Here is a 23090-nt window from a genome sequence, read left to right as displayed (position 1 = left end):
TCCTAGATCAAGATAATTAGCCTGTAGTATCCTCCGCAGAGCACTTCTCTTGGTTAATCCAGCTTGGACAACTCAGGTTGCTCTGACTTAGAAAACTCAGGTTGCTCTGAGAATGGATCGAGAATAATCAAAATTATTCCCACTAGCACCATCGCCGCACCAGCAAAACTAAATATACCAAAAGTTTCTCCTAACAACCAAAATGCAAAAATTGCTCCGAAAACAGGCTCTAATGACAAAAGCACCGCTACTTCTTGAGCTGAAATCCAACGCTGTGCTGTAGTCATCAGTAAAGTCATAAGAGCGCTGCCTACGATGCCCAGATAACTAAGCCAGCCTAGATTCATTTCAATTGCTTCTATTTGTCCCAAAAGCCCAGGAGCTGCCCATAGTAAGCTCAATGCAGCTATAACCCAGATTTGGACAGCCGTCAGTGTCAAAGACGGGTGGCGAGCAGCAATCTTTTCACGTAGGAGGATATAGGCTGAGTCAGCGATCGTAGAGCCGAATAACCATAAACTACCGCTTAGGGGATCGTCACCTTCCCAAGACATCATGACAATTCCAGTAAAAGCCAATATTGCTGCCAACAGCACATCTATCTTAAAGCTCTGACGAAACACGAGTTCAAATAGGGTGACAAAAACGACATTAAATCCAAAAATAAATGATGCCTGATGAGCTGAAATAGTTTCAAGCCCAATGGTAGAAAAGGCAAAAACTCCGAATAATAAAAGCCCAAGTATTGCTCCTTCTCTAACTAGACAAAGATTAAGTTTGCCAATAAATGGCAGGAAAATTATTGCAGCAATTGTAAAGCGCACAGCTAATTGAGTTTCAGGATTCAGGTTCACGAGAGCCTCTTTGATCGCCGAAGAAGTTGAACCCAGAATCATAGCAACAGCAATAACTGCCAAAATACCTTTCGTGCGATCGCTAGTTTCTTTTATCAAATCCATATTTATCAATATAATTGAAAAAATTAATCACAAGTACACAATGAAAAATGAAGACGGTTTACTTATTTTGCATTTGATTACTTAACATCAATGAAATGAGCGAGTTCGGAAAAACCGTATTCTTCCAGCTTACTATCTCGTTGAACATCACAAGTCGTACAGTGAAATGACCCTCCGAAGGTATAAACGTGGCGAAAATCAACAGGAATGACTTTAAAACCTAAATCCTGCAAAAGTTTTTGAGTAGGTTCTTCTTGCCGTTCAACGATAACACGCTCTGTGTCTAACATCAGAAGATTCATACTCACCCACTTACTGGCAATGGGCAACTTCCAATAGTCAGGAGTTGTCGGTAAAGCAGTTTCAACTAAATCCCAGCCTGCCTTCTTAAAAAATTCTGGGTTGTAGGGCGGCCGCATAGGATTAATTAAGGCGACTCCAGGTTTCAGGGGAACCAGAGAAGCATCAATGTGCATCGGGTTAAAATCCTTGAACTTCACTGTGTGTACTCTGTATTCTTCCCCTAAATGGTTTCTTAGCCATGTAATTCCCATTTCATTAGTAACATGACTGCGCTGCACAAATATATCCCGCCCAAACCGCACGATATCTGCTGCATCAAAGCAAGGTTCAAATTCTGTGGTAACGTAACGTCCTTGTTGGACTAATGATTCTCTCTCTTCGGGGGATTTAGCAGCAAACTCAAAATCATAAAGTTCATTGGACATCAGAGGTTTGGGGGCTGTTGTCCACTTGGCACCTTGCTTGAGATACTCTTTCATCAGCGATCGATAGGCACGATATTCAAAGAAGCGCGATCGCCATGCCATCGGTGCTTCAACAATCTCATTGCCGATGACAATCAAGATATCGCGGGGCATAGCTGCATAAAGACCGGATGCTTCAAAGTCTGGGGTTTTATAGGGTTTTGAGAAATCGATTGCATCGGGACGTTTTACTTTGACTCCTTCGGCTGCCAAGATATAGCAAAATTCTTCAAGTTCTTTAGATGCTGCTTGAACTAAATCTTCTGGAAAAGGTTTACCTGCATATTTGTTGAAAAAGTCTTGATATTGGGGAGGAAGATCAACATCAAGACAAGGTTCGCTTTCAGGTACAGAAGCGCCTTCTATACGACCTACTATTACTTCTTTTAGTAAGTCCCATTCATTATGGCTGTTAACAACTGGAAATGTTTGAGCAATTGATTTCATTTACTTCTTTCTATTTTTGAGGATTTTACTACCAATTTTACAGAACAGTTCAACGTTGTTGTCAATCTTTACATTTAGGGGTAGAGTAATCATTATTTAATTGGGGAATGGGGCATTGGGAATGGGGCATTGGGAATTAGAACCAATAACCAATAACAACCAACCAATGACTAATGACTACTGACTACTGACTATTTTTCGTGTAATTCGTAAGCAGCAACAATCCGCTGTACTAGAGGGTGTCGGACCACATCTGCTTGAGAAAATTCGCAGAAAGCAATCCCCTCAACATTACCGAGAATTTTTTGTGCAACTGCTAATCCCGACTGTTGATTGGGAGGTAAATCGGTTTGAGTGATATCGCCAGTTACTACCATTCTCGATCGAAAACCCAGACGAGTCAACACCATTTTCATCTGAGCGGGGGTAGTATTTTGAGCTTCATCTAAAATTACGAAAGCATTGCTGAGAGTGCGCCCCCGCATATAAGCTAAAGGAGCTACTTCAATCAGCCCTCTTTCCATTAAATCAGCCATTTTTTCGGGCTCGATCATTTCTTGGAGGGCATCGTAAAGCGGCCGCAAATAAGGATCGACTTTTTGCTGCAAATCTCCTGGCAAAAATCCTAGTTTTTCCCCAGCTTCTACGGCGGGTCTGGTTAAAATTAGCCGTTCGTACTGCTTGCTTAACAGGGCTTGGATGGCGAAAATAGCTGCTAGAAATGTTTTACCAGTACCGGCAGGCCCGATGCAAAATGTCAGGTCGTGGGTGCGTACTGCTTGGACGTACTGTCGCTGCTTGAAGGTTTTGGCTCTGATTTCTTCGCCACGGCGGGTTTTGGCGAGAACGTCTCGCTGCAAGTCTTGTAAATCGTCTTGGCGGTTGGTATCGAGAGCGAGGCGCGCTGTCTGGATTTCCACTCCGGTAATTGTTTTACCTGCTTTCCAGAAGTCGGAGAGCGATCGCACTAATTTATGACACAATTCTACTTGATTTTTCGTGCCGGAAATCAGCAGTTCTTGGCCACGCATGACTAAGTTTGCGCCGGTTTGCTTAGAGATAGTTTTCAGATTTTGTTCTTGATGGCCGGCAAGCGACATGGCGCTTTGAGGGCTCGGCAACTCTATGATTAGTGTTTCAGTCATGCCAACATAAGCTCCCTCCAAATAAGCAATTAAAAGTTAACAATTACCAGTTAGATTGGTCGCATTTTGCAAACAAAAAAGCGCCCGATACTAGCTTTTACCTAGTATCTAAGGCGTCTTTTAGATTTAGCTCCCAAATGAGTTTGGTGCTTGAGGTACAAATCAAATCTCCTTTCTATCAAGTCAGGCAACTTTAGATGTTAGATTTTAGATGTTAGATTTTAGATGTTAGATTTTAGATTTTAGATCTATCTAATCCCGTTCATATTTTAGATTTGAATTTTTTGCCCGATCGCACAATCGGCCAACTAAAATCAGACGGGATTTGTAAAAAAAAGTTTACAACAGACAATCTAAAATCTAAAACTATTTGGTTGCAGACTTGTTCGCCACAGAGCAGTTAATAGCCTGGAGTATTTCTGCTGGTTCTAAACGTAGGTGTATTAGTGCGGCGAGGTTGCTCTCTGGGAGCTCTGCTAGGTAAGGTCGTGGGTGGCGGTGCGGAGGTTCGGGGTCGGAAGTCTCCTCGATCGCGAGAACCGCGATCGGGGCGATCGGGCCTGGGTGCAGGCGATCGCATTTCACCAGCTTCACCATCGTATATGTCTAAGTAGACGGACTGGCCGGCCGTCTGCGCCACCGCTTCGAGGGTAGTTCTAATAGCCTGAATATTACGTCCACCCCTACCGTATACCCGTCCTTTGTCTGGATCGTCAAAAGCTAGTCTCACCCAGACCCGCGACTGACGGGGGTGGATTTCACAATCAACCCGCAAAGAGCCTGGGGACTCTAAAAAAGGGCCTATTAAAAATTTCACCAGTCCAGCGTAGTTAGGACTAGCTAACGGAGGCTGTGTTGCTGGATTCAATGTTAGCTCCGGCTCCGACTTGTTCAAATACATTCGCTTTTCTCAGGATGTCACGCACAGTGTCAGTTGGCTGAGCGCCTTGTTGCAGGCGCTTGACAATCGCTGGAACATCCAGCCTCGTTTCGTTATTTCTGGGGTTGTAAAAGCCGAGCTCTTCTAGAGGGCGGCCGTCGCGGCGGGTAGAACTGTTCATCGCTACAATCCGGTAGCTTGCCTCGCGTTTCTTCCCGTATCTCTTTAATCGCAGTTTGATCATCTTCTTGCACAATAGTCCTCTAGTAATTGTGACATACAACAAGGACACATCACAATGCTGTGGGAATTGGGAATTGGGCATGGGGCATTGTTGACTGTTCGCTGTTGACTGTTCGCTGTTCGCTGACAACGGTCAACTGACAACTGACAACTGTCAACGGTCAACCTCCCAGCAAAATATCGCTGCGATTTGCTGCCCCTAGGGCTGGTCTGCGGCCGTCAATATGGGGCGTAATTACCTTCGGTAAAGTCGATGCTGTTCCCCAACGGCCAACCAATTTTTGTAAAAACACATCTTGCTGCGCTCTCAAAGAGTCCCAATCGGTACCGCGATTAATGATTGCAAACCAAACTAAACCCCGATCGCGCGTTGGTATGGCTCCAGCCAAGGCAATCACGCTGTCCAAAGTGCCTGTTTTCACCACAGCGTAGGGGGGAATGTGCCGATGTTCGAGAGTCCCTGCATCGCGCCCAGACACCGGAAACAAGTCAGCAACAGTCAACGGAGTAGTTTGAAGATAACGCCCGATCGCCTGCATCATTGCACAAGCAGCCCTGGGAGACATCTGATTTTCCACTCCCAATCCCGAACCGTTAACTAATTGAAGTTCCGCCGCCGGCACACCAGCGGCCCAAGTAGCTTGCTGCTGCACAATTTTTGCCCCGCCCAAATTGTCAGCCAACATCTGAGCCATTTGATTATCGCTGTGGACGTTCATCTGCTTGAGAATTTCCACCAAAGGGAGCGATCGCCGCGCCATCAGCAAACGCCCAGAACCCACAAATTGCTGCTGAGCAACTGTGCTACCAACCACAACCACCTGCGGTCGCTTCGTACCCGGAGGCATTTTAGAATAGATTGACTGGACATCCCGCGACCAACTGCGACCATTGAGGGCCTCCCGCAACAAATCCCCCGCCGTCACAGGATCGGACTGTTGATTCATGCGGAAATTGCCAGTCACAATTAAATTGCCCGCCACGCGACGAATTCCCAGATCGTTGAGAGCATTACCAACGGCGATCGCCTCCTCCCACACAAACAGAGGGTCGCCCCCCCCGCTCACCACCAAATCCCCCTGCAACACGCCATTGCGAATCGGCCCAGTCCCCCGGAACCGGGTCTCAAACTGATAATCCGCACCCCAAGTTTCTAGGGAAGCTAGAGAAGTGGCAATTTTGGTCAGGGAAGCCCCTGGCATCAGTGTGGTTCCCTGCTGACTTACCAGTGGCAACATTCCTGCCTGGACCCAAACTCCCTGATTTCCCTCAGTCAGCCCCTTCCTCTTCAAATCCTTGAGAAATTCCTGCACTGCGGTGGAGGCTGGTAAATCGGGATTGGTCCGTGAGACTCCCCCGTTCGCCAAATCCATCGCGACTCCTAACCCTGGTATCCCTCCCTCCCAAGCCAGCACCGAGGCGGCATTTGCGCCCGCACTGCTGACCCCAGCCATATGCAGCCACACAGATATAATTCCAGAGCTAAATAAATCCAGCATTTTCCACTCCTAAAGTCTTATTAACTATTGCATTGAGTTTGGGAATTTCCCGTCCACCGATTTGAGATTTTAACTATATTCATACTTCTCGACTCAGGCTCCAGACTTCCTGGTAGAATCTTGAAGGTTTCTCAAAGATTGGGCAATGGGATCGACACGCGCAAGAATTGCAATAGACGCTATGGGTGGGGATCACGCCCCCGCCGAAATTGTGGCTGGAGCGCTTAAGGCACAAACAGAATTAGGTGTAGAGATTTTGCTGGTGGGCGACCCGCAGCAAATAGAAGACTCGCTCCGACAACAAGACGCGCACGGCCGCGTCTGTGCAGGTCAGCTTGAAATCGTTGCTTCTGAAGGAACGGTGGAAATGCACGAAGAACCTTTGAGTGCCCTCAAACGCAAGCCTAAAGCTTCGATTAACGTAGCGATGAATTTGGTGAAGCAGCAGCAAGCCGATGCTGTGGTGTCCGCTGGTCACTCCGGCGCGGCCATGGCTGCGGCTCTGTTGAGATTGGGACGACTTCCTGGGATTGACCGCCCAGCCATCGGTGCGGTGTTGCCGACAATGGTAGCTGGTCGCGCTGTACTGATTCTGGATGTCGGTGCTAACGTGGACTGTCGCCCCAAATTTTTGGAGCAGTTCGCGGCCATGGGAACCATTTACAGCCAGTACGTACTGGGTGTGGCTGAACCCAAAATCGGTCTGCTCAATATTGGTGAAGAACCTTCTAAAGGTAATGACGCAGCAGTGCGTACTCATCAATTATTGGTGGACAACCCTCATATTCCTTTTGTGGGGAATGCTGAAGGTCGTGATGTGCTCTCTGGTAACTTCGACGTGATTGTGTGTGACGGCTTTGTCGGCAACGTTTTGTTGAAGTTTGCCGAAGCTGTGGGCGAAGTTGTGGTGCAGGTGCTCAAGGAAGAATTGGTCAAAGGACTCCAACATCAAATTAACGATCCTCTGCTGCAAAAAAGTCTGCAAGGATTCAAGCAGCGGGTAGACCACGTTGAACACGGTGGCGGTTTGTTGTTGGGCGTTGCTGGAGTTTGCATTATCAGCCACGGTTCCTCTCAAGCTGCTTCCATTGCCAATGCGGTGCGTTTGGCGAAGGGAGCTATTGATAACCAAGTTCTGGAGCGAATTCAATCGGAATATCGCCACAGTGCCATCGAACAAGAAGCTAGGAATTAAAGTTAGTAGGTAGATGGACATAAATCAACGTCACTAGATCCGCAGAGAGTTACAAAGCTTGTCCCTAGTCTGAGCGATTGCTTTGCTTCTAGGTGTGGACACGCAACATATATGTTTAGCTACTTACTGGAAAATTAAAAATTAAAAATGTCAAGTTAAAAATGTCAAATTAAACAAGTTTTTTGGCTGAAATAAACTGATTTCAGTTGCTGCTTAATTTTTTTAATTTGTAGTTTTTAATTTTTAATTTCTAGACCGATCGCTCATAAATGGAGAAGAATGTTGCAGCAATCAGGGTTTGGTATTGCCGTCACGGGTAGCGGTTCTTGTACACCGCCGGTTTCGCTAGATAATCACGGTTTGAGTCAGATAGTGGAAACCTCTGATGAGTGGATAGTGGCGCGCACAGGAATTCGATCGCGCAGATTGGCGCATCATGGAATGTCTTTGTGCGATTTGGCCACAGAAGCCTCTCAACAGGCGATATCCATGGCACAAATTTTGCCGACAGATATAGATTTGATTATTTTGGCGACATCAAGCCCTGACGATTTGTTTGGGACTGCGGGTCAAATTCAATATCGCTTGGGTGCGACAAAGGCTGTGGCTTTTGATTTGACAGCAGCTTGTTCGGGCTTTGTGTTTGGTTTGGTGACAGCCTCTCAGTTCATTCGGACAGGGGTTTATCAAAATGTGTTGCTGATTGGGGCAGATATTTTATCTCGGTGGGTGAATTGGTCCGATCGAGGTACTTGCATTCTGTTTGGAGACGGTGCAGGTGCGGTAGTATTGCAAGCTTCAGAAGTCGATCGCTTTTTGGGATTTGAAATTCGCAGCGATGGCACTCAAAATTCCTCTCTCAACCTGGCTTACAAAGCACAGTCCCAAGAATTAATTGAGGGTGTGAATATTGGACAAGGTGCTTTTCAACCTATCACCATGAATGGTCAAGAAATCTATCGGTTTGCGGTGAAAAAAGTCCCGGAAGTAATCGAAAAAGCGATGTTTCGGGCAAATATTAGCGCCACAGACATTGACTGGCTGCTGTTACACCAAGCGAATCAGCGAATTCTGGATGCAGTGGCCCAAAGGCTAAATATTCCGCCGGAAAAAGTCATTAGTAATTTGGCACATTACGGAAATACATCCGCAGCATCAATTCCTTTGGCTCTGGATGAAGCCGTGCGTCAGGGTAAAGTCAAAGCGGGAGATACTATTGCTGCGGCTGGTTTCGGTGCAGGTTTGAGTTGGGGGGCGGTGATTTTTCAATGGGGAAGTTGAAGCAAGGGCGACAGACTATAAATCCATTTTAGTTGTGTTCAGGCTCTGGGGCGATCGCGCGAAAATTTAAGAGGTAAAATCTGACAATTTTGCCACAGCATCAACCCTTGCGGGCGATCGATCGCGTGTTGCTCAATACTGGTGGCGGTGGATTGTAGTTTTTGCTTGTGAAACTAAAAATTCTCTTGCTGCGATTGACTTTCGCCACTCGGTAGCTAATAAATTATTCCACAAAGACTAATGCCCTTAAAGTAGCAGAAATAAATTATAGGAAATTTTTGAAAAAATTCCCCCATCTGTTATAATTGTAAGTCGCGCATAGATAGTGAATGAGCGAGAAACAAATAATTTTTGCAATCACCAATTAGCAAGTACCAATTAGTAAATTACCGGAAAAATGACTAAAACAGCATGGGTATTTCCCGGACAAGGTTCCCAAGCGATCGGGATGGGTGCAGACTTATTAAACTTGCCAAAAGCCAAAGCCAAATTCGATCTAGCAAAAGAGATTTTAGGCTGGTCAGTCCCAGAGATTTGCCAAGAAGAAGCAAAACTCTCTCGGACTCTCTACACTCAGCCTTGCTTGTACGTGATAGAAAGCATTTTGACCGATTTAGTGCGCGAAAAGTTCGATCGACCTTCCCTAGTGGCCGGTCACAGTTTAGGAGAATACACCGCCCTGTATGCTGCGGGTGTCTTTGACTTTGAATCAGGATTGCGCTTAGTGAAACGCCGCGCCGAACTGATGGATAATGTCTCCGGCGGGCAAATGGTAGCTTTGATCGGATTCGACAGACAGGAACTAGAATTGCAAATTCAATACAGTCGAGACGTCGTGCTAGCCAACGATAACAGCGAAGCACAAGTAGTCATTTCTGGAACCCCCACAGCCGTAGAAGAATTGCTGGCCAAAATCAAAGTCAAACGGGCGCTAAAATTGAATGTTTCCGGCGCCTTTCACTCTCCCCTGATGTCACCAGTGGCTGCGGAGTTTCAACAAGCTTTAAAATCGGCCAGATTCTCAGATGCTAAGATGCTGGTGCTCTCCAATTCGGAACCGACAGCTACCACAAGTGCAGCTACTTTGAAGCAGCGCTTGACTCAGCAGATGACTAAAGGCGTGCGGTGGCGAGAAATTTCCCTACAATTGCCACAACAGGGAATCGATCGAGTTGTGGAAATTGGGCCCGGTAAAGTGCTCACAGGTTTGATTAAACGAACAACTCCAGATTTAACCTTAGTAAATGTGAGCTGTTTGGCAGATTTGCCTAGTTAATTTATGGTTAACCTAGCAACATCAAAAAGCCAAATTTAATAGCCAGATAGCTGGTGCATCTGTGTTTGGCAAATATATTTGTAGGGGCGAAGCATGACGGCTGTAAATCTATGGTTATCGCTAATAAATTGTCTGCGGTAATGCTTCGCCTATGCAAAATCGGGATACCTGACTGTTTAGGTCAGGTATGGCATTACAATCAAGGAAATTTGAGATTAATCGTCTACTCCTGCAATGGGAGCAAAACCTTGTCGCTGAATATTTTCAGTGATGGTGCGAGGTTCGAGGAATTGTAGCAAATAATCCGGGCCACCGGCTTTGGAACCAACTCCCGAAAGTTTGAATCCTCCGAAGGGTTGCCGCGATACCACTGCCCCTGTAATTCCGCGATTGATGTACAGGTTTCCGACTTCAAAATCTGCGGCGGCGCGATCGATATGGGAAGGCGTGCGAGAATACAATCCGCCAGTTAAAGCAAAATTCGTGCCGTTAGCAATCGTAATTGCTTCATTAAAATTCTGGGCCCGAATCACTGACAAAACCGGACCAAAAATTTCTTCTTGGGCAAGAGTTCCTGTGGGTGGTACTTCCGTCACAATTACTGGGCCAATGAAATAGCCGGTTTCGGGTGCTGACATTTCTAAAGCGATGTTAGCTTCCGCGCGGCCTTTGGCGATGTATTCGCGGATGCGGCCATGAGCATTCCCATCGATAACTGGGCCGACTTGAGTGCCGGGATTTTCCGCAGGACCAACATTGAGCGATCGCGTGGCTTCTACTAATCTTTGCACAAAAGTGTCATAGACCGATTCGACGACAATTACTCGCGAACAAGCGGAACATTTTTGGCCGCTATATCCAAAGGCAGAATAAACAACCCCAGCTACAGCTTGGTCTAAATCAGCACTTTCATCGACAATAATGGCATTCTTGCCACCCATTTCGGCAATCACTCGTTTCAGGTGTTTTTGTCCTGGTTGTAAAATCGCAGCATCGGCATAAATTTTGCAACCAACTTCTTGAGAACCGGTGAAAGTAATCATGTGGACATCGGGATGTTTCACCATGTAAGCGCCCACGGTTGAACCTTTACAGGGCACGTATTGAAATACGCCTTTGGGGATGCCCGCTTCTAGTAAAATTTCGGTAATTTTAGCTGCAATTACTGAGGATACTTCCGCAGGTTTGAGTAAAGTACAATTCCCTGCAACTAGGGAAGCAACTGTCATCCCCACAGGAATTGCTAGGGGAAAATTCCAAGGAGAAATGATTAAAGAAATGCCGCGGGGCTGATAGCTGTATCGGTTAGTTTCTCCGGCGATGTCGTAATTTTGTCCTTGGTCTAACCGTTCCATTTCGTCGGCGTAGTAGCGACAAAAATCAATGGCTTCGGAAACTTCAGCATCGCATTCTCTGACTGGTTTACCGACTTCAAATACCATCCAAGCTGACAGTTCGTGCCGTCTTTTTTCCATCAATTCTGCGGCTTTGCGCAGCACGCCGGCGCGCTGTCTGACGGGGGTTTTCCGCCAACTGGTAGACGCATCTTTGGCGGCTTGCAGGGCTTGTCTGGCTTGTGATTCGGAAAGCAATCCGATTTTACCAACTACTTCTGTGGGGTTGGAAGGATTGAGGGAGTTGACTGTGGTTTCGGTGTTTTGGTATTCGCCGTTAATTAGGGGTAAATAGGTTTGTCCGAGGATTCCCCGCACTGATTTAATGGCTGTTTCTGCTTGTTTGCGGAGTTCGGTATTGGCGTAGTCTGTATCGGCTACGTTGGGAAATACTTTGCTGTAAACTAGCTGGTCATTGCCCTTGGCTACTGGGGCGGCTAATAATTGGTCGATCGGCATTTCTTCGGAACTTTGCCGGATGAAGGAACTGTTGGCGGTATTTTCCAGCAAACGACGGATTAAATAGGCCATTCCTGGGAGTAAATCGCCGTAGGGACAATAGACTCGGACGCGATAACCGCGATCGACTAATAGCTTAGCCAATTTGTCGCCCATGCCGTACAATACTTGCATTTCAAAGCGGCGACGTGGTATATTCAGCGTTTGGGCGATCGCGATCGCCCTGGCTTGCGATCGCACATTATGACTTGCGATCGCTGCATACAAATATTCGTGATTTTCCAGCAGCAACTGGGTCATTTCTTCAAAGTTGGCATCTGTCGCAACTTTGTCATTGTAGACAGGCTGAGGCCAATCTTTCTGCATCGCTTTAATCGTTTCCTGATCCCAGTAAGCGCCTTTTACCAACCTTACTGTCACTGGATTGCCGCGTTTTTTCGCCCAAGCAATAATCCCTTGCAAATCTTGTTTGCTGTCGCGCAAATAGGCTTGCAATGTGATACCGATATCTGTGCGTCCGCGAAACTCTTCTTCTAACAACAACTCTTTGAGAATGCTGAGAGTTAAACCTTTATAAACATACTGTTCCATATCGAAATGGACAGCAGCGCCCAACTCCTTGGCGCGACGGAGTAAAAAGCGAATTCTATCGCTAACTTTGGCCTCGCTACCTTTGGCATCCAGCGGGTCAAACTGAGAATAAAATGCGGTTAATTTGACAGATACTTGTACTCGTGGTAAAGTTTCACCATCAGCTTTATCGATCGCATCTACCTGAGACCAATTTTTCGCAGCGATGCTCAATTCCTGCATTAGTTCCAAATAGCGATCGAGATAATTTTGAGCCTCAGTTTCAGTAATTACAGCTTCCCCCAAAAGGTCAACGGTAAAACCCATTTTATCCTTGCGAAGTCGTTCTAAAGTTTTAACTACTTGCCTGATATTTTCCCCAGAAATATACTTGTGCGCCAAAGTTTCCACCGCCGGCGCAACGGTTGTCGCCGCCAATTGTCCAGGAATCGAATCAGCGTTAGTAAAACTGAGCAATTTTTTCAAAGCTTCGGGCAATTCTACCTCTTCAGCAGTCAGGTATTCTTGCAGGTGACGGGCAATTTCCGGCTTGCTGCGGAGGGCCGGCAAACAGTCAATAAATCGAAACAACTGCACCCGGAGTCCGGGGCTAGCCATTGCCCAATCCATCAGTTTGTCGTCCCAGCGCATTTGGTCTTGTAGTTGACCCAAAAAAGAGCGTTTTTTCTCTTGAGTTGCCTTAAGAATTTCTTTAGCAATTTCCTGGGTTTTTGCTTCGTAGATACTTGGAGATACTTGTGCGATCATTGGTGATTGATAATTAATAAGAACCAGAGACGGATTTACTACTTTACTTCAATTTTAACTCCATAGTTTGCTTTATTGTCGCCAGAAAGTTCAATAGTATAGTCCCCACTGCTGGGTAGTTGACCTTGCCACGGACTTGTGCTATTTGCAGTACCTACTTTTTCACCGTTAGGAGCAATAATTGCGGCGCTAACTTTGCCTTCTTCAACTTTTAATGTCATGCTTTGGCCACTATTGCACTCAAGTAAGTAGCGCTTTGATTTGTTGTCTGGCAAAGTATTTCTGAGAGTAACTCCGATCGCACCTGGTTCAAAGCTAACTCGCTCAGTGACATCCGTTTGGGCCGCAGGAGAGGGGGATACTGAGGGCGAGGGAAAGGCGGATGCTGAGGGCGATGGAGAGGCCAATTGCGGCACTCCAGACAGGGTTGGCGTCAGAGTGGGAGTGGGCGACGGGATGGTAGAGACAGGTGATTGTGGAGTTGCAGGTGCTGGGGGAATCGCAGGTAGTCGATTAGCCGGAGTGGCAGGGATAGGGGAAGGGCTGGGACGAAGTGGTACATCGGCGGGCAACTTGATTTGTAGGTTGACTCTTTCCTGATACATTCTCCAGGCTAACAAACTGCCCAGACTTAGCACAGAACCGACTAACATTCCGCTCAAAAAAACTGCTAGAACTTGCCAAACTCCTGTTTTTTTGGGTTCGGGATTCGGAGTGGGATTTAGTTGAGTTGGGTAATTGTCATAGTCAATGGTTGGCGGTGCGATGTCCGCAGCCATGGGAATAGTTTCTGTTTCTGTTTCCAAATTAGCCATTAAAATATCTTCTCTTATGGCAGTTTCAGCGCTGTTTTCTGATTGAATTTGGGTACTTAAAATATCTTCTTTAATAGCAGGTTCAGTGGTAGTTTTTGTGTCAGGATTAAGATGTGAAATATTGGCAGTTATCAGATTTTCCCTAGAAAAATCCAGAGGTTCAAAATCGGTAGTTAAAGAATGTTCTTCGTCTAGGGAATTTTCTGGCGGAGTTGTTGCTGGTTGGGAATCGGTAATTAAAGAATATTCGTCTAGGGAAGTTTCTGGTGGAGTTTCAGATGGTTGGGACTCGGTAATTAAAGAATATTCGTCTAGGGAAGTTTCTGGTGGAGTTTCAGATGGTTGGGAGTTTGACTCTAAAGTGGCAATTGTTTCTGGATGCTGAGTCAAAATTTGATTGTTTTCTGGTTGGTCACTCATAGGGATAAAATTATAGTATAAAGATGGCTGTTGAGTATTTTACGTTATTTGTGCGATCGGGGGCACTGAGATGATACGCCGATGCTCTTGAGAAAACAAGAAAATAGTTATGTTATACCAATTTTTTATGAGGCTGCATAGAATTCGATCCCCCCTAGCCCCCCTTAAGAAGGGGGGGACCGGAAGCTTTTTGAAGTCCCCCTTTTTCCCCCCTTGGGGGGTAGGGGGGGTGGGGGATGCGAGGGGGATCGAGATATGTGCAACTACCCATTATATTGGTATTATATCGTTTCCGGTTGTATCGCAAATGGACTAACAGATAAAGGCAGATGAATATGGAACATCTGCATTATATCAAATCCGTTGGTATCGGAATGATTTATCTCTCTCATCTTCATCGGTGAACTCTGTGGTCTCTGCGGTTTAATAATCTTAACACAAAAGTAAACGATATTACCCATTCGCACTTATTAATTATTAGGTAAAGACTGCCAAAAAGGTCGCTCTTCTCCTTTCCTAATAGTATTGGTAGCCGACTGCACATTCCCCCTAAGTTCTTGATAATACCTATCGTCAAGAAAACTAACATTGACACCAAAAGGTAGTAGTAATTGACGCAATTTTTCCTGAGTATAATCCTTACCGTCAATCAGCGCCCCACGGGGATTTGAGACTAACAAATTGCCATTAACAGGTACGGAATTGACCAGATTCGGCCACCAAGCATAACCGCTGTAGCCAAACATCGCCGGAATTTGGATGATTTGGTCATCTGTCAGTGAAAATTCTCTTTTTAACTTATCGATAATTGGATTAAGTTTTTGTGTTTGCAAATTGAGATTATGCTTAATTAAAGCTTGATTTTTCAAAGCAGCGCTGACTGTAATTTCATTGCTCAATCCACGATTTATCTTAACATCACCGTAACCTTTTCCTGCCAATTCTTCTAGGAGCTTAACTCCGGCTTCTGGACTGGCGATCGCCATTATATACTTTCCGGGAGTTGTACTGGGAATAAAATTGATGATTTCATCGACTTGGCGAGTCAACAGCCAAGAAGTATCAATATCCACCGCAGGCCCTTGAATTTGTTGAGCTTGAATAAAATCCAGTACCTCTGGATTAAAACTAGCATTCCCGGATTTACCGTAATAAATTCGACCCATGGGGTATCCAGGAATCGGCGGTGTTACTTGTAAATTTCCGTAGCCATCAGCCCACTGATTTGCTGATTCTAGATTGCGAGGTTGACCGATTTTGACTACGCTCAAATACTCATCGGGATTGGTTTTTTGGGGATAATTACCTAGGGCATTACTATTGTTTTGTAGGGCTACATTCAAATTGCGGGTTTGGGATTTTTCGGGAAATTGAACGTAGCCATTTTTCTGAATATCCTGCATCCAAGCTTTGTCTCCTTGGATGATTTTGACTTTAGCTCCTGTAGGTTCTACTGCTTGTTTGAGTTGGGAGATGAATTCGCTGTTTCCTGAGCCTCTGTCGCTGACTTGAACCTCTGTAACTGGTGTGATATTGGAGGGCATTATCCAAGGGGTAACGCCCATTTGGATTGTGGCTGAGGCTATTTCTTGACCATTATTGATGGCATTTGCTTTGAGATTAATCCGACCGCTCCAATTGCGATCGGCAAATTGTTTGGTTTCTACTCCTAAGACAATATTTTTGCTAAAAACTAGCGGTTTAGTACCTGATATGTCTACATTTTGCCAGCCATCGCCGGTCTTTTGAAAAACATTTATGTGAGGGCTAGCCAGGTTATCAGCCGTGATAAATACTTGAGAACCTTTGAAGTTTTCCGACATTTTTAAGTGAACTTGAGACAGCATTGCTGGGCGGCGTGGGGCGCTAACTTTGGTTTGTTGCCAAACTGGTATCTTGCGTCGATCGCCCAATTTGTCGTTAAATAGAACTAGGGTTCCCTTAGACAAAGACCATTGTTCTTTACCTGGTTCATCTTGGTCATTAATTTCGCCATCTCTGTTGGTATCTCCCGCAAAGAAGAAGTTGGATGGCGCTGAAGTGGGTAAAAGTGGGCTGGGATTTGGGGTGAGAGTTGCTTGAGGAGTTGGTGAAGTTTTTGCTAATTCTTCTTGGCGGGCTTGTTCTTGCTTTTCTCGTGCTTGTCTTTCTAATTCTTGGCGGGCTTGTTCTTGTTTTTCCAGCTCTTTTTTTGCTAATTCTTGGCGGGCTTGTTCTTGTTTTTCTCGTTCTTTCCGCACAATTTCTTGTTGTTCAAATTCTTGTCTTTCTCGTTCTTTCCGCACAATTTCTTGCTTTTCAAATTCTTGTCTTTCTAGTTCTTTCCGGGCTTGTTCTTTTTTCTCAATTTCTCTTCTGGCTAACTCTTGTTTTTCTTGTTCTTCTGCTAAGGCTTTTTGTACGTTCCGTGCAATTTGTAATTCGTAGGTAGCGACTGTTAGATTGCCTTGATATTCAATGGTTTTGTCTATCGCCCCACTAGCCAAAAAAGAATCGTGGGGAATTTGGCGCAGCGTTTTGATAGCGGACTGCCACAGACGTTGTGACTGTTCCCAACTAGCTGGAGAACTTTTGGCGGTGCGTCCGATGATGACGGCTTCACTGGCTATTTTAGCCGATTCATTCCAAGTGTTTTTGGCGGTTTCTTCGATTTGAATGCTACTGTTGACTTTGGCCAGTTGCAGAACTAAAGCTTCTGATTTTTGGCGCTGGATTTGGGGTTTCCAAGGTTCTGAGAAAAATGAGGTGCGATCGGGATTTTTGGCAATTTGGTCTAATTCTAGTTTAAGGCGATCGCGCAATTTGTAGAGTTCGGCAAGGGATTGGGGAGTTTCGGTGTCTGGCTGTCGCCCAGAGATTTGGAGTTGGTTGTTGAGGGAAGGTTGGGCGAGGGTTTGGGGGACTGCTACCCAGATGATACCGATGATGACACCGAAAGTATTGATAATGGCGATCGCAATATATTTAACCAAACGCATATAGTTTATCCTCAGACACCCCAATGATTTTACCTAATTTGGGGATAAATTGAGAATTTAATATCAGGTGGTTGGGGCGGGAAGGGCTATGGTTGAGACCGTCATAAAAGACTTACAGAACTTTTGATATCAAATTCGGTAGCATCTGAATTATTCATCTCTCTATTCTCTCACTCTGTGTCCTCTGCGTTCTCTGTGGTTACTCCCTTCCCACCCAAAGAATTTGTATTTTAATAAACCGCGAAGGCGCGTTCGGCGAAGCCGTTCCCGTAGGGTAGGACGCAAAGGAAGAGAAGAGAGAGTTTAATACAGGACGATGAAGAGAGGATTTTATATGACTATGTAGCCGGAAACAATATGAATGTTTCAGGTATGATGAAAAATCGCAGGTTGTCTCGTGCAATGGGGAGGATGTCAAAGAATATGTCTATTCACTATTTTAAAATTGATTTTTGCAGACGCTCGATCGCACAATGCAAACATTTAATTTCATAGACAATGCGATCTAGTTGTGTAGAAACAGGAGTTTGGTCCCGAACAGCTTGCCTCGTGGAAGTTACAGAAGTTGGATTTGCAGCTAACTCTGAGATGCGAGCGGTATGTAACTGTTCGATCCGATTGTGAATTGGTTGGAGATAAGTATCTAGGGCGGGTAAAGATTGGGGCGGCTCTCCCTGTTCCAAGGCATTTGCTAGGTTCTCCAAAATTTCGACAATGGCATCGTTAAATCCCTTGAGTTCTGCAAATTGATACTCGCCGCTAAATTTCCGCTGATGTTCCGCTAGAGTCGTAACTGAGCTAAAAAAAGCACGAATGTATAGCATTAGCATCATAATCGGTTCCACTTCTCCTCGAACGTGAAGGGGTTCGCTAAATAAGCGTTGAGCCGCTGCCGCAGCGTTCGCATTTTTCAATGCTGCTTGATGACGCAGGTTTTTAATAGTCTCAGTCGATGGTTCTGATTCTGGGTGGAGATAGCTGGCGGCAACTTGTTGAAAGTAAGCGAGATTGGCTCGCATAGTTGTTGCTAATTGTGCCGAGAGTTGCTGTCTTTCCCAACTGGGAAATAACAAATAGCTGCCGAGTAATGCTAAGGTGCCTCCAATTAAGCTATCGACAATGCGTAAAGCCCCGATTTCCCAGCCACCTTTACTGGTGAGATTGAGCAGCAATATGACGACGGGAGTCAGGAGTATAATGAAGATACCATAGCTGAGCGATCGCACTGACATCGCAGTAACTAACAGGACTAAGATACAGATTAATATTGCCACTGAATTGTGGATGAATGCGACTAGGGCAATACCAACTATGCCCCCTAAAGTAGTTCCCACAACCCGTTGCACCGTTCTTTCGGAGGTATCGCCAAAGCTGGGCTTCAAGGCAACTACAGCGGTGAGTGTCACCCAATAACCTGTAGGTACTTGCAATAGGGAAGCCAGTAATTGAGCAGTAGTTACTATCAGCGCCAGTCGCAAAGCATGACGAAATAGAACTGAATCAAACGTGAGATTATTCCGTAGGGTATCCAGGATGGAAGAACGCTCTGGCTGCATGGGGGGGTAAATGTCTGACTGCGGGATGCTGCGCCCTTTTGCTTGCTGTAAATCTGTGACAATCTCCACATCGCTATGAATCTGTTCTGCTAGGGCTTTGAGACTGCTACCAATCCGGGAACGAAGCGAATTTGGCTAGGGAGACGATAAACATAATTGATGTCACCAGACTCACCGTGGCCGCTGTCGTGCCAAACAGACCAGCTAAGCCCGCGATAAACATCACCAAAAAGGTGGTGGGAATCGCTAGCCAGAGGGTACTGCTAACTAGATTGGCGATGAGCAACGCCAGAGTTGTGCCAATGGTCGCTGCGAGCATTACAGTAGCTTTTTGGCGGTAGGCTCCACCCCCATCGACCATCCCGACAAACATGGCGGCCATGGCCGCGATGGCACTTGCAGCCGGATGACCGGTCATGAATCCCACTGCAATCGGCCCGCTGACTGCCAAAAGGGCGCGCAAGCCGTAGAGGATGTCCGGTTTACCAGGCTTGAGCTGAAACGGCTGCAACAGCCAGTTGAGAGATGGTGGGTGGGCAGATAGCATTACTTACGTTATTTCCTTTTCGGGCAAACTATATTGATAGCTATCTTCAAATCACATAAAATTCGCCATATTTGTTGCGTATGTACCGCAGAAATGGGTCGATACTTAAAGGAGAACCTGTAACTCTATCTAGCAATTCGACTGCGGTATATTTACGACCATGACTATATATATTTTGTTTGAGCCAATCATGGAGTACGGTAAAATTCCCCTGTTCTATTTCTACCGGAATTTCTGGATTGATTTTGACTGCGGTTTCATAGAATTGGGCGCTCATTAAATTACCAAGGGTGTAACCTTGGAACATACCGCCGATCGTCCCAACATACCAATGAACATCCTGCATTGCACCCTCGCTGTCGCTGGGGGGAACAATACCGAGGTCAGTTTTATAGCGACTGTTCCAGGCTTCGGGGAGGTCATGAACCGATAGTTTTCCCTCTACCATTGCCAATTCTAGGTCAAAGCGGATGGCTACGTGGAGGTTGTAGGTTACTTCGTCGGCGTCGGTGCGGATCAGCGATCGCCCGACTTTGTTAATGGCCTTATAAAATACGTCAATCGGCACCTGTCCCAACTGCCGCAAAAACACCCCTTGCAGTTGCGGGTAAAAACATTCCCAAAAGCCCCTACTGCGGCCGACTAAATTTTCCCAAAGCCGGGACTGGCTTTCATGAACACCAGAGGAAATGCCACCAGCTAGGAGTGTACCTTCAAATTCGGGGGAATTTCCCAATTCGTAAAGAGCGTGTCCCGCTTCGTGGATACTGCTAAAAAGAGCTTGATCCAGGTGGTCTTTGTAAACGCGGGTGGTGATCCGCACGTCGTCTATGGAGAAGTTGGTCATAAACGGGTGCAAGGTGGTATCTTGTCGTCCCCGTTGGAAGTCGTACCCCATACGTTCTACGACGGTGCGAGTAAATTCTAATTGCTGGGCTTCTGGGAAGTCTTGATGCAAGCAAGAGTCGTCAGCCGGGGGCTGGGAGGTGATGGCTTCGACTATGGGCACTAATTCTTGACGCAGTTGAGCGAACAAGGGTCGCAAAATGGATACTTTCATGCCGTAGTCGCTACGATCGATCAAGGGATCGGCAATATGTTCATATCCTGGGAAAAAGTCCGCGTATTGCCTGCTTAATTCTAGGGTTTTTTCCAGATATGGCTCGACGGCTGCAAAATTATTAGCCGCTTTCGCCGTAGCCCAGGCTTCGTAGCAGTCGGCTTGGTGGCGACATAGTTTGGCCATAAAGGTTGCCGGAACTCTGGCGGCGCGATCGTAATCTCTGCGGGCGACGCGAATCAGGCTGGCGGTATTGGAATCGTAGGGGAGGTTTTGTTCGTAGCCTCGTAAGTCTTCTAGCAGTTCCCCAATTTTAGGATCTGTAAATTTTTCGTGGGATATTTGTTTGAGGGTAGCTAATTGGCGACTCCGGGCGCTTGCACCTCTAACAGGCATATAGGTGGCTTGATCCCAGTGCAGCAGGGAAGAGGCTGATTCGATATCGATAATTTCGTTAAGACGGGCTGTGAGTTGACCGAATTTTGTTTCAGTTTTGTCTAGGGTTTGCATGATTGGGGTTAGCGGTACTTTTTGCCTACAAAGGTTGCAGTGCGGCATCTATATTAGTCAATCATTGCCTACCCTGAGTTAAAGCTAAAGACCGCACTTGTTCACGTATTGTATGCAATTTTGAGTCATTTTGGGAAAGTTTTAGGTATTTTTTCGGATTAAGTTCGATCGCCTTGGAGAGATTTTCTATTGCTTTGTCGATGATGCTTGCTACTACTGCGGGCTGATTTTTTGACTCTTGCGCTTGTTTTTCTAGGGCCCAGATGCAGGCTTTTTGATAGTAGAGGTTTGGATCGTCTGGTTTGAGTGCGATGATTCGATCGTAAGAGGCGATGGCTTCCGGGTATCGCTGGATTTTTTTGAGGGCTACGGCGCGGTTGTACCAGGCCTCGATGTTTTGCGGTTCTGTTTCTAGTGTTTTGTCCCAGGAGGCGATGGCTTCAGAGTAGCGTTGTAAATTTGCCAAGGCCAGGCCGCGGTTATACCAGGCTTCGCTATCGTCTGGTTTCAGGGCTAGGCCTTTGTCCCAGGAGTCTATGGCTTCTGCAAATTTTCCCATGTGGGCGATCGCCGTGCCGCGTTTGTTCCAAACTTCGGGGGAGTTGGGGCGCAGTTGGAGAGTTTTGTCGTAGGAGACAACGGCTTCTAGGTAGCGTTTGGTATCGGCTAAGGCTGTCCCGCGGTGATACCATGCTTGGTGTAGATCTGGTTTAAGTTCCAGAGCTCTGTCGTAGGCGGCGATCGCCATTTCGTTTTGTCCTGATTTTTTCAGAGCAAATGCCTTGTTGTACCAAGCTTCCCAGTAGTCGGATTTCAGGGCTAAGGCTTTGTCGTAGGAAGTGAGGGCTTCACAGTAGCGTTCCAAGTTAACTAAAGCGTTGCCCCGGTTCGACCAAGCTTCATGGTAATTTGGTTTAAATTGGATCGCTTTTTCGTAAGAGGCGATCGCCTCTGAAAGCCTGTTACACTTGCGCAGCACATTGCCCAGATTGTACAAAGCTTCTGGGTGATCGGGTTTAATTTTGATGGCTTCGTTGTAGGCGCAAATCGCTGTTTCTAGCTGTCCCAACTTTCTGAGGGCGACACCTTTGTTGTACCAAGCTTCCTGAAATTTGGGTTCTAGTTCGATCGCTTTTTCCCAAGATGCGATCGCCGCTTGCAAGCGTCCCATTTCTTCTAGGGCGTTACCTCGATCGTACCAGGTTTGAGGGTCTTGGGGATTCAGTTCTATGGATTTTGCCCCACGTTCGATCGGCTTTTCCATACTCGCTAATTTTTGCAAGGGATTTCACCTAATTTTTTGTAAAGTTGCGGTTTTTTTTTATATTAACTTTCATACTAGGATGATTTTTACCCTTCCCAGGGTTGAAACCTTAGTATTCTGGTAATTTTTGATCGGTTATGTTTTCCTCGTCAATGTTAGCGAGGCTTGTCGTGCCGGAGACACTTCCTTAGCTAAATAAAGATGTTTAATCTCCGGCGACAGAGCTACAGGCTCCAAAGCACCCGTAGGTGTCGTGACCCTGCTAACGTAGCCTAGTTAAAGGCTTAGACTGGCTACCTTGTCCACTTTTGTCCAGTGATTAGCGGATAGCTTTACATATACTCAAAAAAATTAAACCCGTCTATTATAGACTTAGCAGTCTTTAATGAATGTATAAATTAATACTTTAGTTTATAAATTACGCATAATTAAGCAAAGGGGCAGGACATCGGACTCAACTATAAACAGCCTCACCCAAGCTCGACTAGCCCCAACCCCAGGCAAATCTCTATCCTGGCATCAAGGCTGGAAACCGATGAGCGTCCGGGGTTTAGGCTTTCAGCTTGCTAGATGCTTTCGCAAAAACAGTCTTCGTGGCTGTCCGAACAGCCAACAACTCCAATCCCAATCCACCTGTTCTAAGCGATACCCTGCCTGATAATATAACTGTCTAGCCGCATGATTATTTTCCAAAACATGGAGGTAAACTTCCGAAAATCCCCACTCACGGGCAGTTTTTTCACAATTATTCAGTAGCTTTTGAGCCACACCTTGTCGCCGATACTCTGGGTGAACGGCGAGATTGGATAAATAAGGATAGTCAGAACTTGGGAATTGCCAAGCAAAGCGAGAACGCAGAGCTAGTTCTACCGTTCCAGCCATTAACTCTGACCTGTTGTCGAGAGCATTTTCTTCCCGCGAGACTAGCTCAGCAACCAGACAAATGTAATGTTCAGTTTTAGAACGCAGTCGATTTTTTAAATCTTCGTAAATACCTAAGCGTAATACTGGATAGACCCAGTGTACTACCCCCTCGCGGGAATGAAAGCTCGAAGCC

General features: G+C 46.0%; 17 protein-coding genes. 3 read left to right on the top strand and 14 right to left on the bottom strand.

Features of this window, described 5'->3' with window-relative positions; translation table 11 throughout:
• Positions 1–53 precede the first annotated feature (53 nt).
• The 6 genes from AAFP11_RS09790 to AAFP11_RS09765 all read right to left on the bottom strand — a co-directional run bounded on the left by AAFP11_RS09790 (position 54) and on the right by AAFP11_RS09765 (position 5940).
• Complete coding sequence (locus tag AAFP11_RS09790; RefSeq protein ID WP_341736885.1) at positions 54–959, bottom strand: DMT family transporter; 906 nt, start codon at positions 957–959, stop codon at positions 54–56.
• A gap of 77 nt (positions 960–1036) precedes the next feature.
• The gene (locus AAFP11_RS09785) at positions 1037–2173 is read right to left on the bottom strand and encodes a NarL family transcriptional regulator (RefSeq protein ID WP_341736884.1); all 1137 of its coding nucleotides are present in this window, start codon (positions 2171–2173) and stop codon (positions 1037–1039) included.
• Between the two features lie 191 nt (positions 2174–2364).
• The gene (locus tag AAFP11_RS09780; protein WP_341736883.1) at positions 2365–3318 is read right to left on the bottom strand and encodes a PhoH family protein; all 954 of its coding nucleotides are present in this window, start codon (positions 3316–3318) and stop codon (positions 2365–2367) included.
• A gap of 400 nt (positions 3319–3718) precedes the next feature.
• Positions 3719–4219 (bottom strand): KH domain-containing protein, encoded by a 501-nt coding sequence (locus tag AAFP11_RS09775; RefSeq protein WP_341736882.1) that lies wholly within the window; start codon positions 4217–4219, stop codon positions 3719–3721.
• Positions 4155–4442, bottom strand: a complete 288-nt coding sequence (rpsP, locus tag AAFP11_RS09770) for a 30S ribosomal protein S16 (RefSeq protein ID WP_340521923.1) — start codon at positions 4440–4442, stop codon at positions 4155–4157. Before rpsP ends, AAFP11_RS09775 begins: the two co-directional genes overlap by 65 nt.
• A 160-nt stretch (positions 4443–4602) precedes the next feature.
• Positions 4603–5940: a D-alanyl-D-alanine carboxypeptidase gene (locus AAFP11_RS09765; protein WP_341736881.1), complete on the bottom strand. Its 1338-nt coding sequence runs from the start codon at positions 5938–5940 to the stop codon at positions 4603–4605.
• A 145-nt stretch (positions 5941–6085) separates the two neighbouring features.
• On the opposite strand from AAFP11_RS09765, the gene plsX reads away from it, so the two are divergent.
• From plsX to fabD, 3 genes are all read left to right on the top strand, one after another.
• Positions 6086–7135 (top strand): phosphate acyltransferase PlsX, encoded by a 1050-nt coding sequence (plsX, locus tag AAFP11_RS09760; protein ID WP_341736880.1) that lies wholly within the window; start codon positions 6086–6088, stop codon positions 7133–7135.
• 279 nt (positions 7136–7414) lie between these two features.
• A complete protein-coding gene (locus AAFP11_RS09755; RefSeq protein WP_341736879.1) occupies positions 7415–8416 on the top strand; it encodes a beta-ketoacyl-ACP synthase III in 1002 nt (333 codons plus the stop codon).
• Between the two features lie 397 nt (positions 8417–8813).
• The gene (fabD, locus tag AAFP11_RS09750) at positions 8814–9692 is read left to right on the top strand and encodes an ACP S-malonyltransferase (protein ID WP_341736878.1); all 879 of its coding nucleotides are present in this window, start codon (positions 8814–8816) and stop codon (positions 9690–9692) included.
• Positions 9693–9907: 215 nt separating this feature from the next.
• On the opposite strand, the gene pruA is transcribed toward fabD, so the two are convergent.
• The 8 genes from pruA to AAFP11_RS09710 all read right to left on the bottom strand — a co-directional run.
• A complete protein-coding gene (pruA, locus tag AAFP11_RS09745) occupies positions 9908–12883 on the bottom strand; it encodes an L-glutamate gamma-semialdehyde dehydrogenase (protein WP_341736877.1) in 2976 nt (991 codons plus the stop codon).
• A gap of 38 nt (positions 12884–12921) precedes the next feature.
• Complete coding sequence (locus tag AAFP11_RS09740) at positions 12922–14118, bottom strand: hypothetical protein (protein ID WP_341736876.1); 1197 nt, start codon at positions 14116–14118, stop codon at positions 12922–12924.
• A gap of 470 nt (positions 14119–14588) precedes the next feature.
• Entirely contained in the window at positions 14589–17096 is a 2508-nt protein-coding gene (locus AAFP11_RS09735) for a protein-arginine deiminase family protein (protein ID WP_341736875.1), read from the bottom strand.
• Between the two features lie 434 nt (positions 17097–17530).
• Positions 17531–18721 (bottom strand): FUSC family protein, encoded by a 1191-nt coding sequence (locus AAFP11_RS09730; protein WP_341736874.1) that lies wholly within the window; start codon positions 18719–18721, stop codon positions 17531–17533.
• Between the two features lie 37 nt (positions 18722–18758).
• Positions 18759–19199 (bottom strand): hypothetical protein, encoded by a 441-nt coding sequence (locus tag AAFP11_RS09725; protein ID WP_341736873.1) that lies wholly within the window; start codon positions 19197–19199, stop codon positions 18759–18761.
• Between the two features lie 46 nt (positions 19200–19245).
• On the bottom strand, positions 19246–20769 hold the full coding sequence (locus AAFP11_RS09720) for a carboxypeptidase M32 (protein WP_341736872.1): 1524 nt from the start codon (positions 20767–20769) through the stop codon (positions 19246–19248).
• A 61-nt stretch (positions 20770–20830) separates the two neighbouring features.
• On the bottom strand, positions 20831–22033 hold the full coding sequence (locus tag AAFP11_RS09715; protein ID WP_341736871.1) for a tetratricopeptide repeat protein: 1203 nt from the start codon (positions 22031–22033) through the stop codon (positions 20831–20833).
• 558 nt (positions 22034–22591) lie between these two features.
• Positions 22592–23090 (bottom strand): GNAT family N-acetyltransferase (locus AAFP11_RS09710; protein WP_341736870.1); only part of this gene is annotated, 499 nt, incomplete at its 5' end.

Source organism: Microcoleus sp. CAWBG640 (assembly GCF_020883015.1).
In the GTDB taxonomy this organism is placed as follows: domain Bacteria; phylum Cyanobacteriota; class Cyanobacteriia; order Cyanobacteriales; family Microcoleaceae; genus Microcoleus; species Microcoleus anatoxicus.
This window is presented reverse-complemented; position numbering and strand designations above follow the sequence as displayed.

Excerpts from the sequence above, each read along its gene's own strand:
- AAFP11_RS09735 (WP_341736875.1), bottom strand. The coding sequence starts at position 17,096 with ATGCGTTTGGTTAAATATATTGCGATCGCCATTATCAATACTTTCGGT.
- rpsP (WP_340521923.1), bottom strand. The coding sequence starts at position 4,442 with ATGATCAAACTGCGATTAAAGAGATACGGGAAGAAACGCGAGGCAAGC.
- fabD (WP_341736878.1), top strand. The coding sequence starts at position 8,814 with ATGACTAAAACAGCATGGGTATTTCCCGGACAAGGTTCCCAAGCGATC.
- AAFP11_RS09740 (WP_341736876.1), bottom strand. The coding sequence starts at position 14,118 with ATGAGTGACCAACCAGAAAACAATCAAATTTTGACTCAGCATCCAGAA.
- AAFP11_RS09775 (WP_341736882.1), bottom strand. The coding sequence starts at position 4,219 with ATGTATTTGAACAAGTCGGAGCCGGAGCTAACATTGAATCCAGCAACA.
- AAFP11_RS09785 (WP_341736884.1), bottom strand. The coding sequence starts at position 2,173 with ATGAAATCAATTGCTCAAACATTTCCAGTTGTTAACAGCCATAATGAA.
- AAFP11_RS09720 (WP_341736872.1), bottom strand. The coding sequence starts at position 20,769 with ATGCAAACCCTAGACAAAACTGAAACAAAATTCGGTCAACTCACAGCC.
- pruA (WP_341736877.1), bottom strand. The coding sequence starts at position 12,883 with ATGATCGCACAAGTATCTCCAAGTATCTACGAAGCAAAAACCCAGGAA.
- plsX (WP_341736880.1), top strand. The coding sequence starts at position 6,086 with ATGGGATCGACACGCGCAAGAATTGCAATAGACGCTATGGGTGGGGAT.
- AAFP11_RS09725 (WP_341736873.1), bottom strand. The coding sequence starts at position 19,199 with ATGCTATCTGCCCACCCACCATCTCTCAACTGGCTGTTGCAGCCGTTT.
- AAFP11_RS09790 (WP_341736885.1), bottom strand. The coding sequence starts at position 959 with ATGGATTTGATAAAAGAAACTAGCGATCGCACGAAAGGTATTTTGGCA.
- AAFP11_RS09755 (WP_341736879.1), top strand. The coding sequence starts at position 7,415 with ATGTTGCAGCAATCAGGGTTTGGTATTGCCGTCACGGGTAGCGGTTCT.
- AAFP11_RS09780 (WP_341736883.1), bottom strand. The coding sequence starts at position 3,318 with ATGACTGAAACACTAATCATAGAGTTGCCGAGCCCTCAAAGCGCCATG.
- AAFP11_RS09765 (WP_341736881.1), bottom strand. The coding sequence starts at position 5,940 with ATGCTGGATTTATTTAGCTCTGGAATTATATCTGTGTGGCTGCATATG.
- AAFP11_RS09715 (WP_341736871.1), bottom strand. The coding sequence starts at position 22,033 with ATGGAAAAGCCGATCGAACGTGGGGCAAAATCCATAGAACTGAATCCC.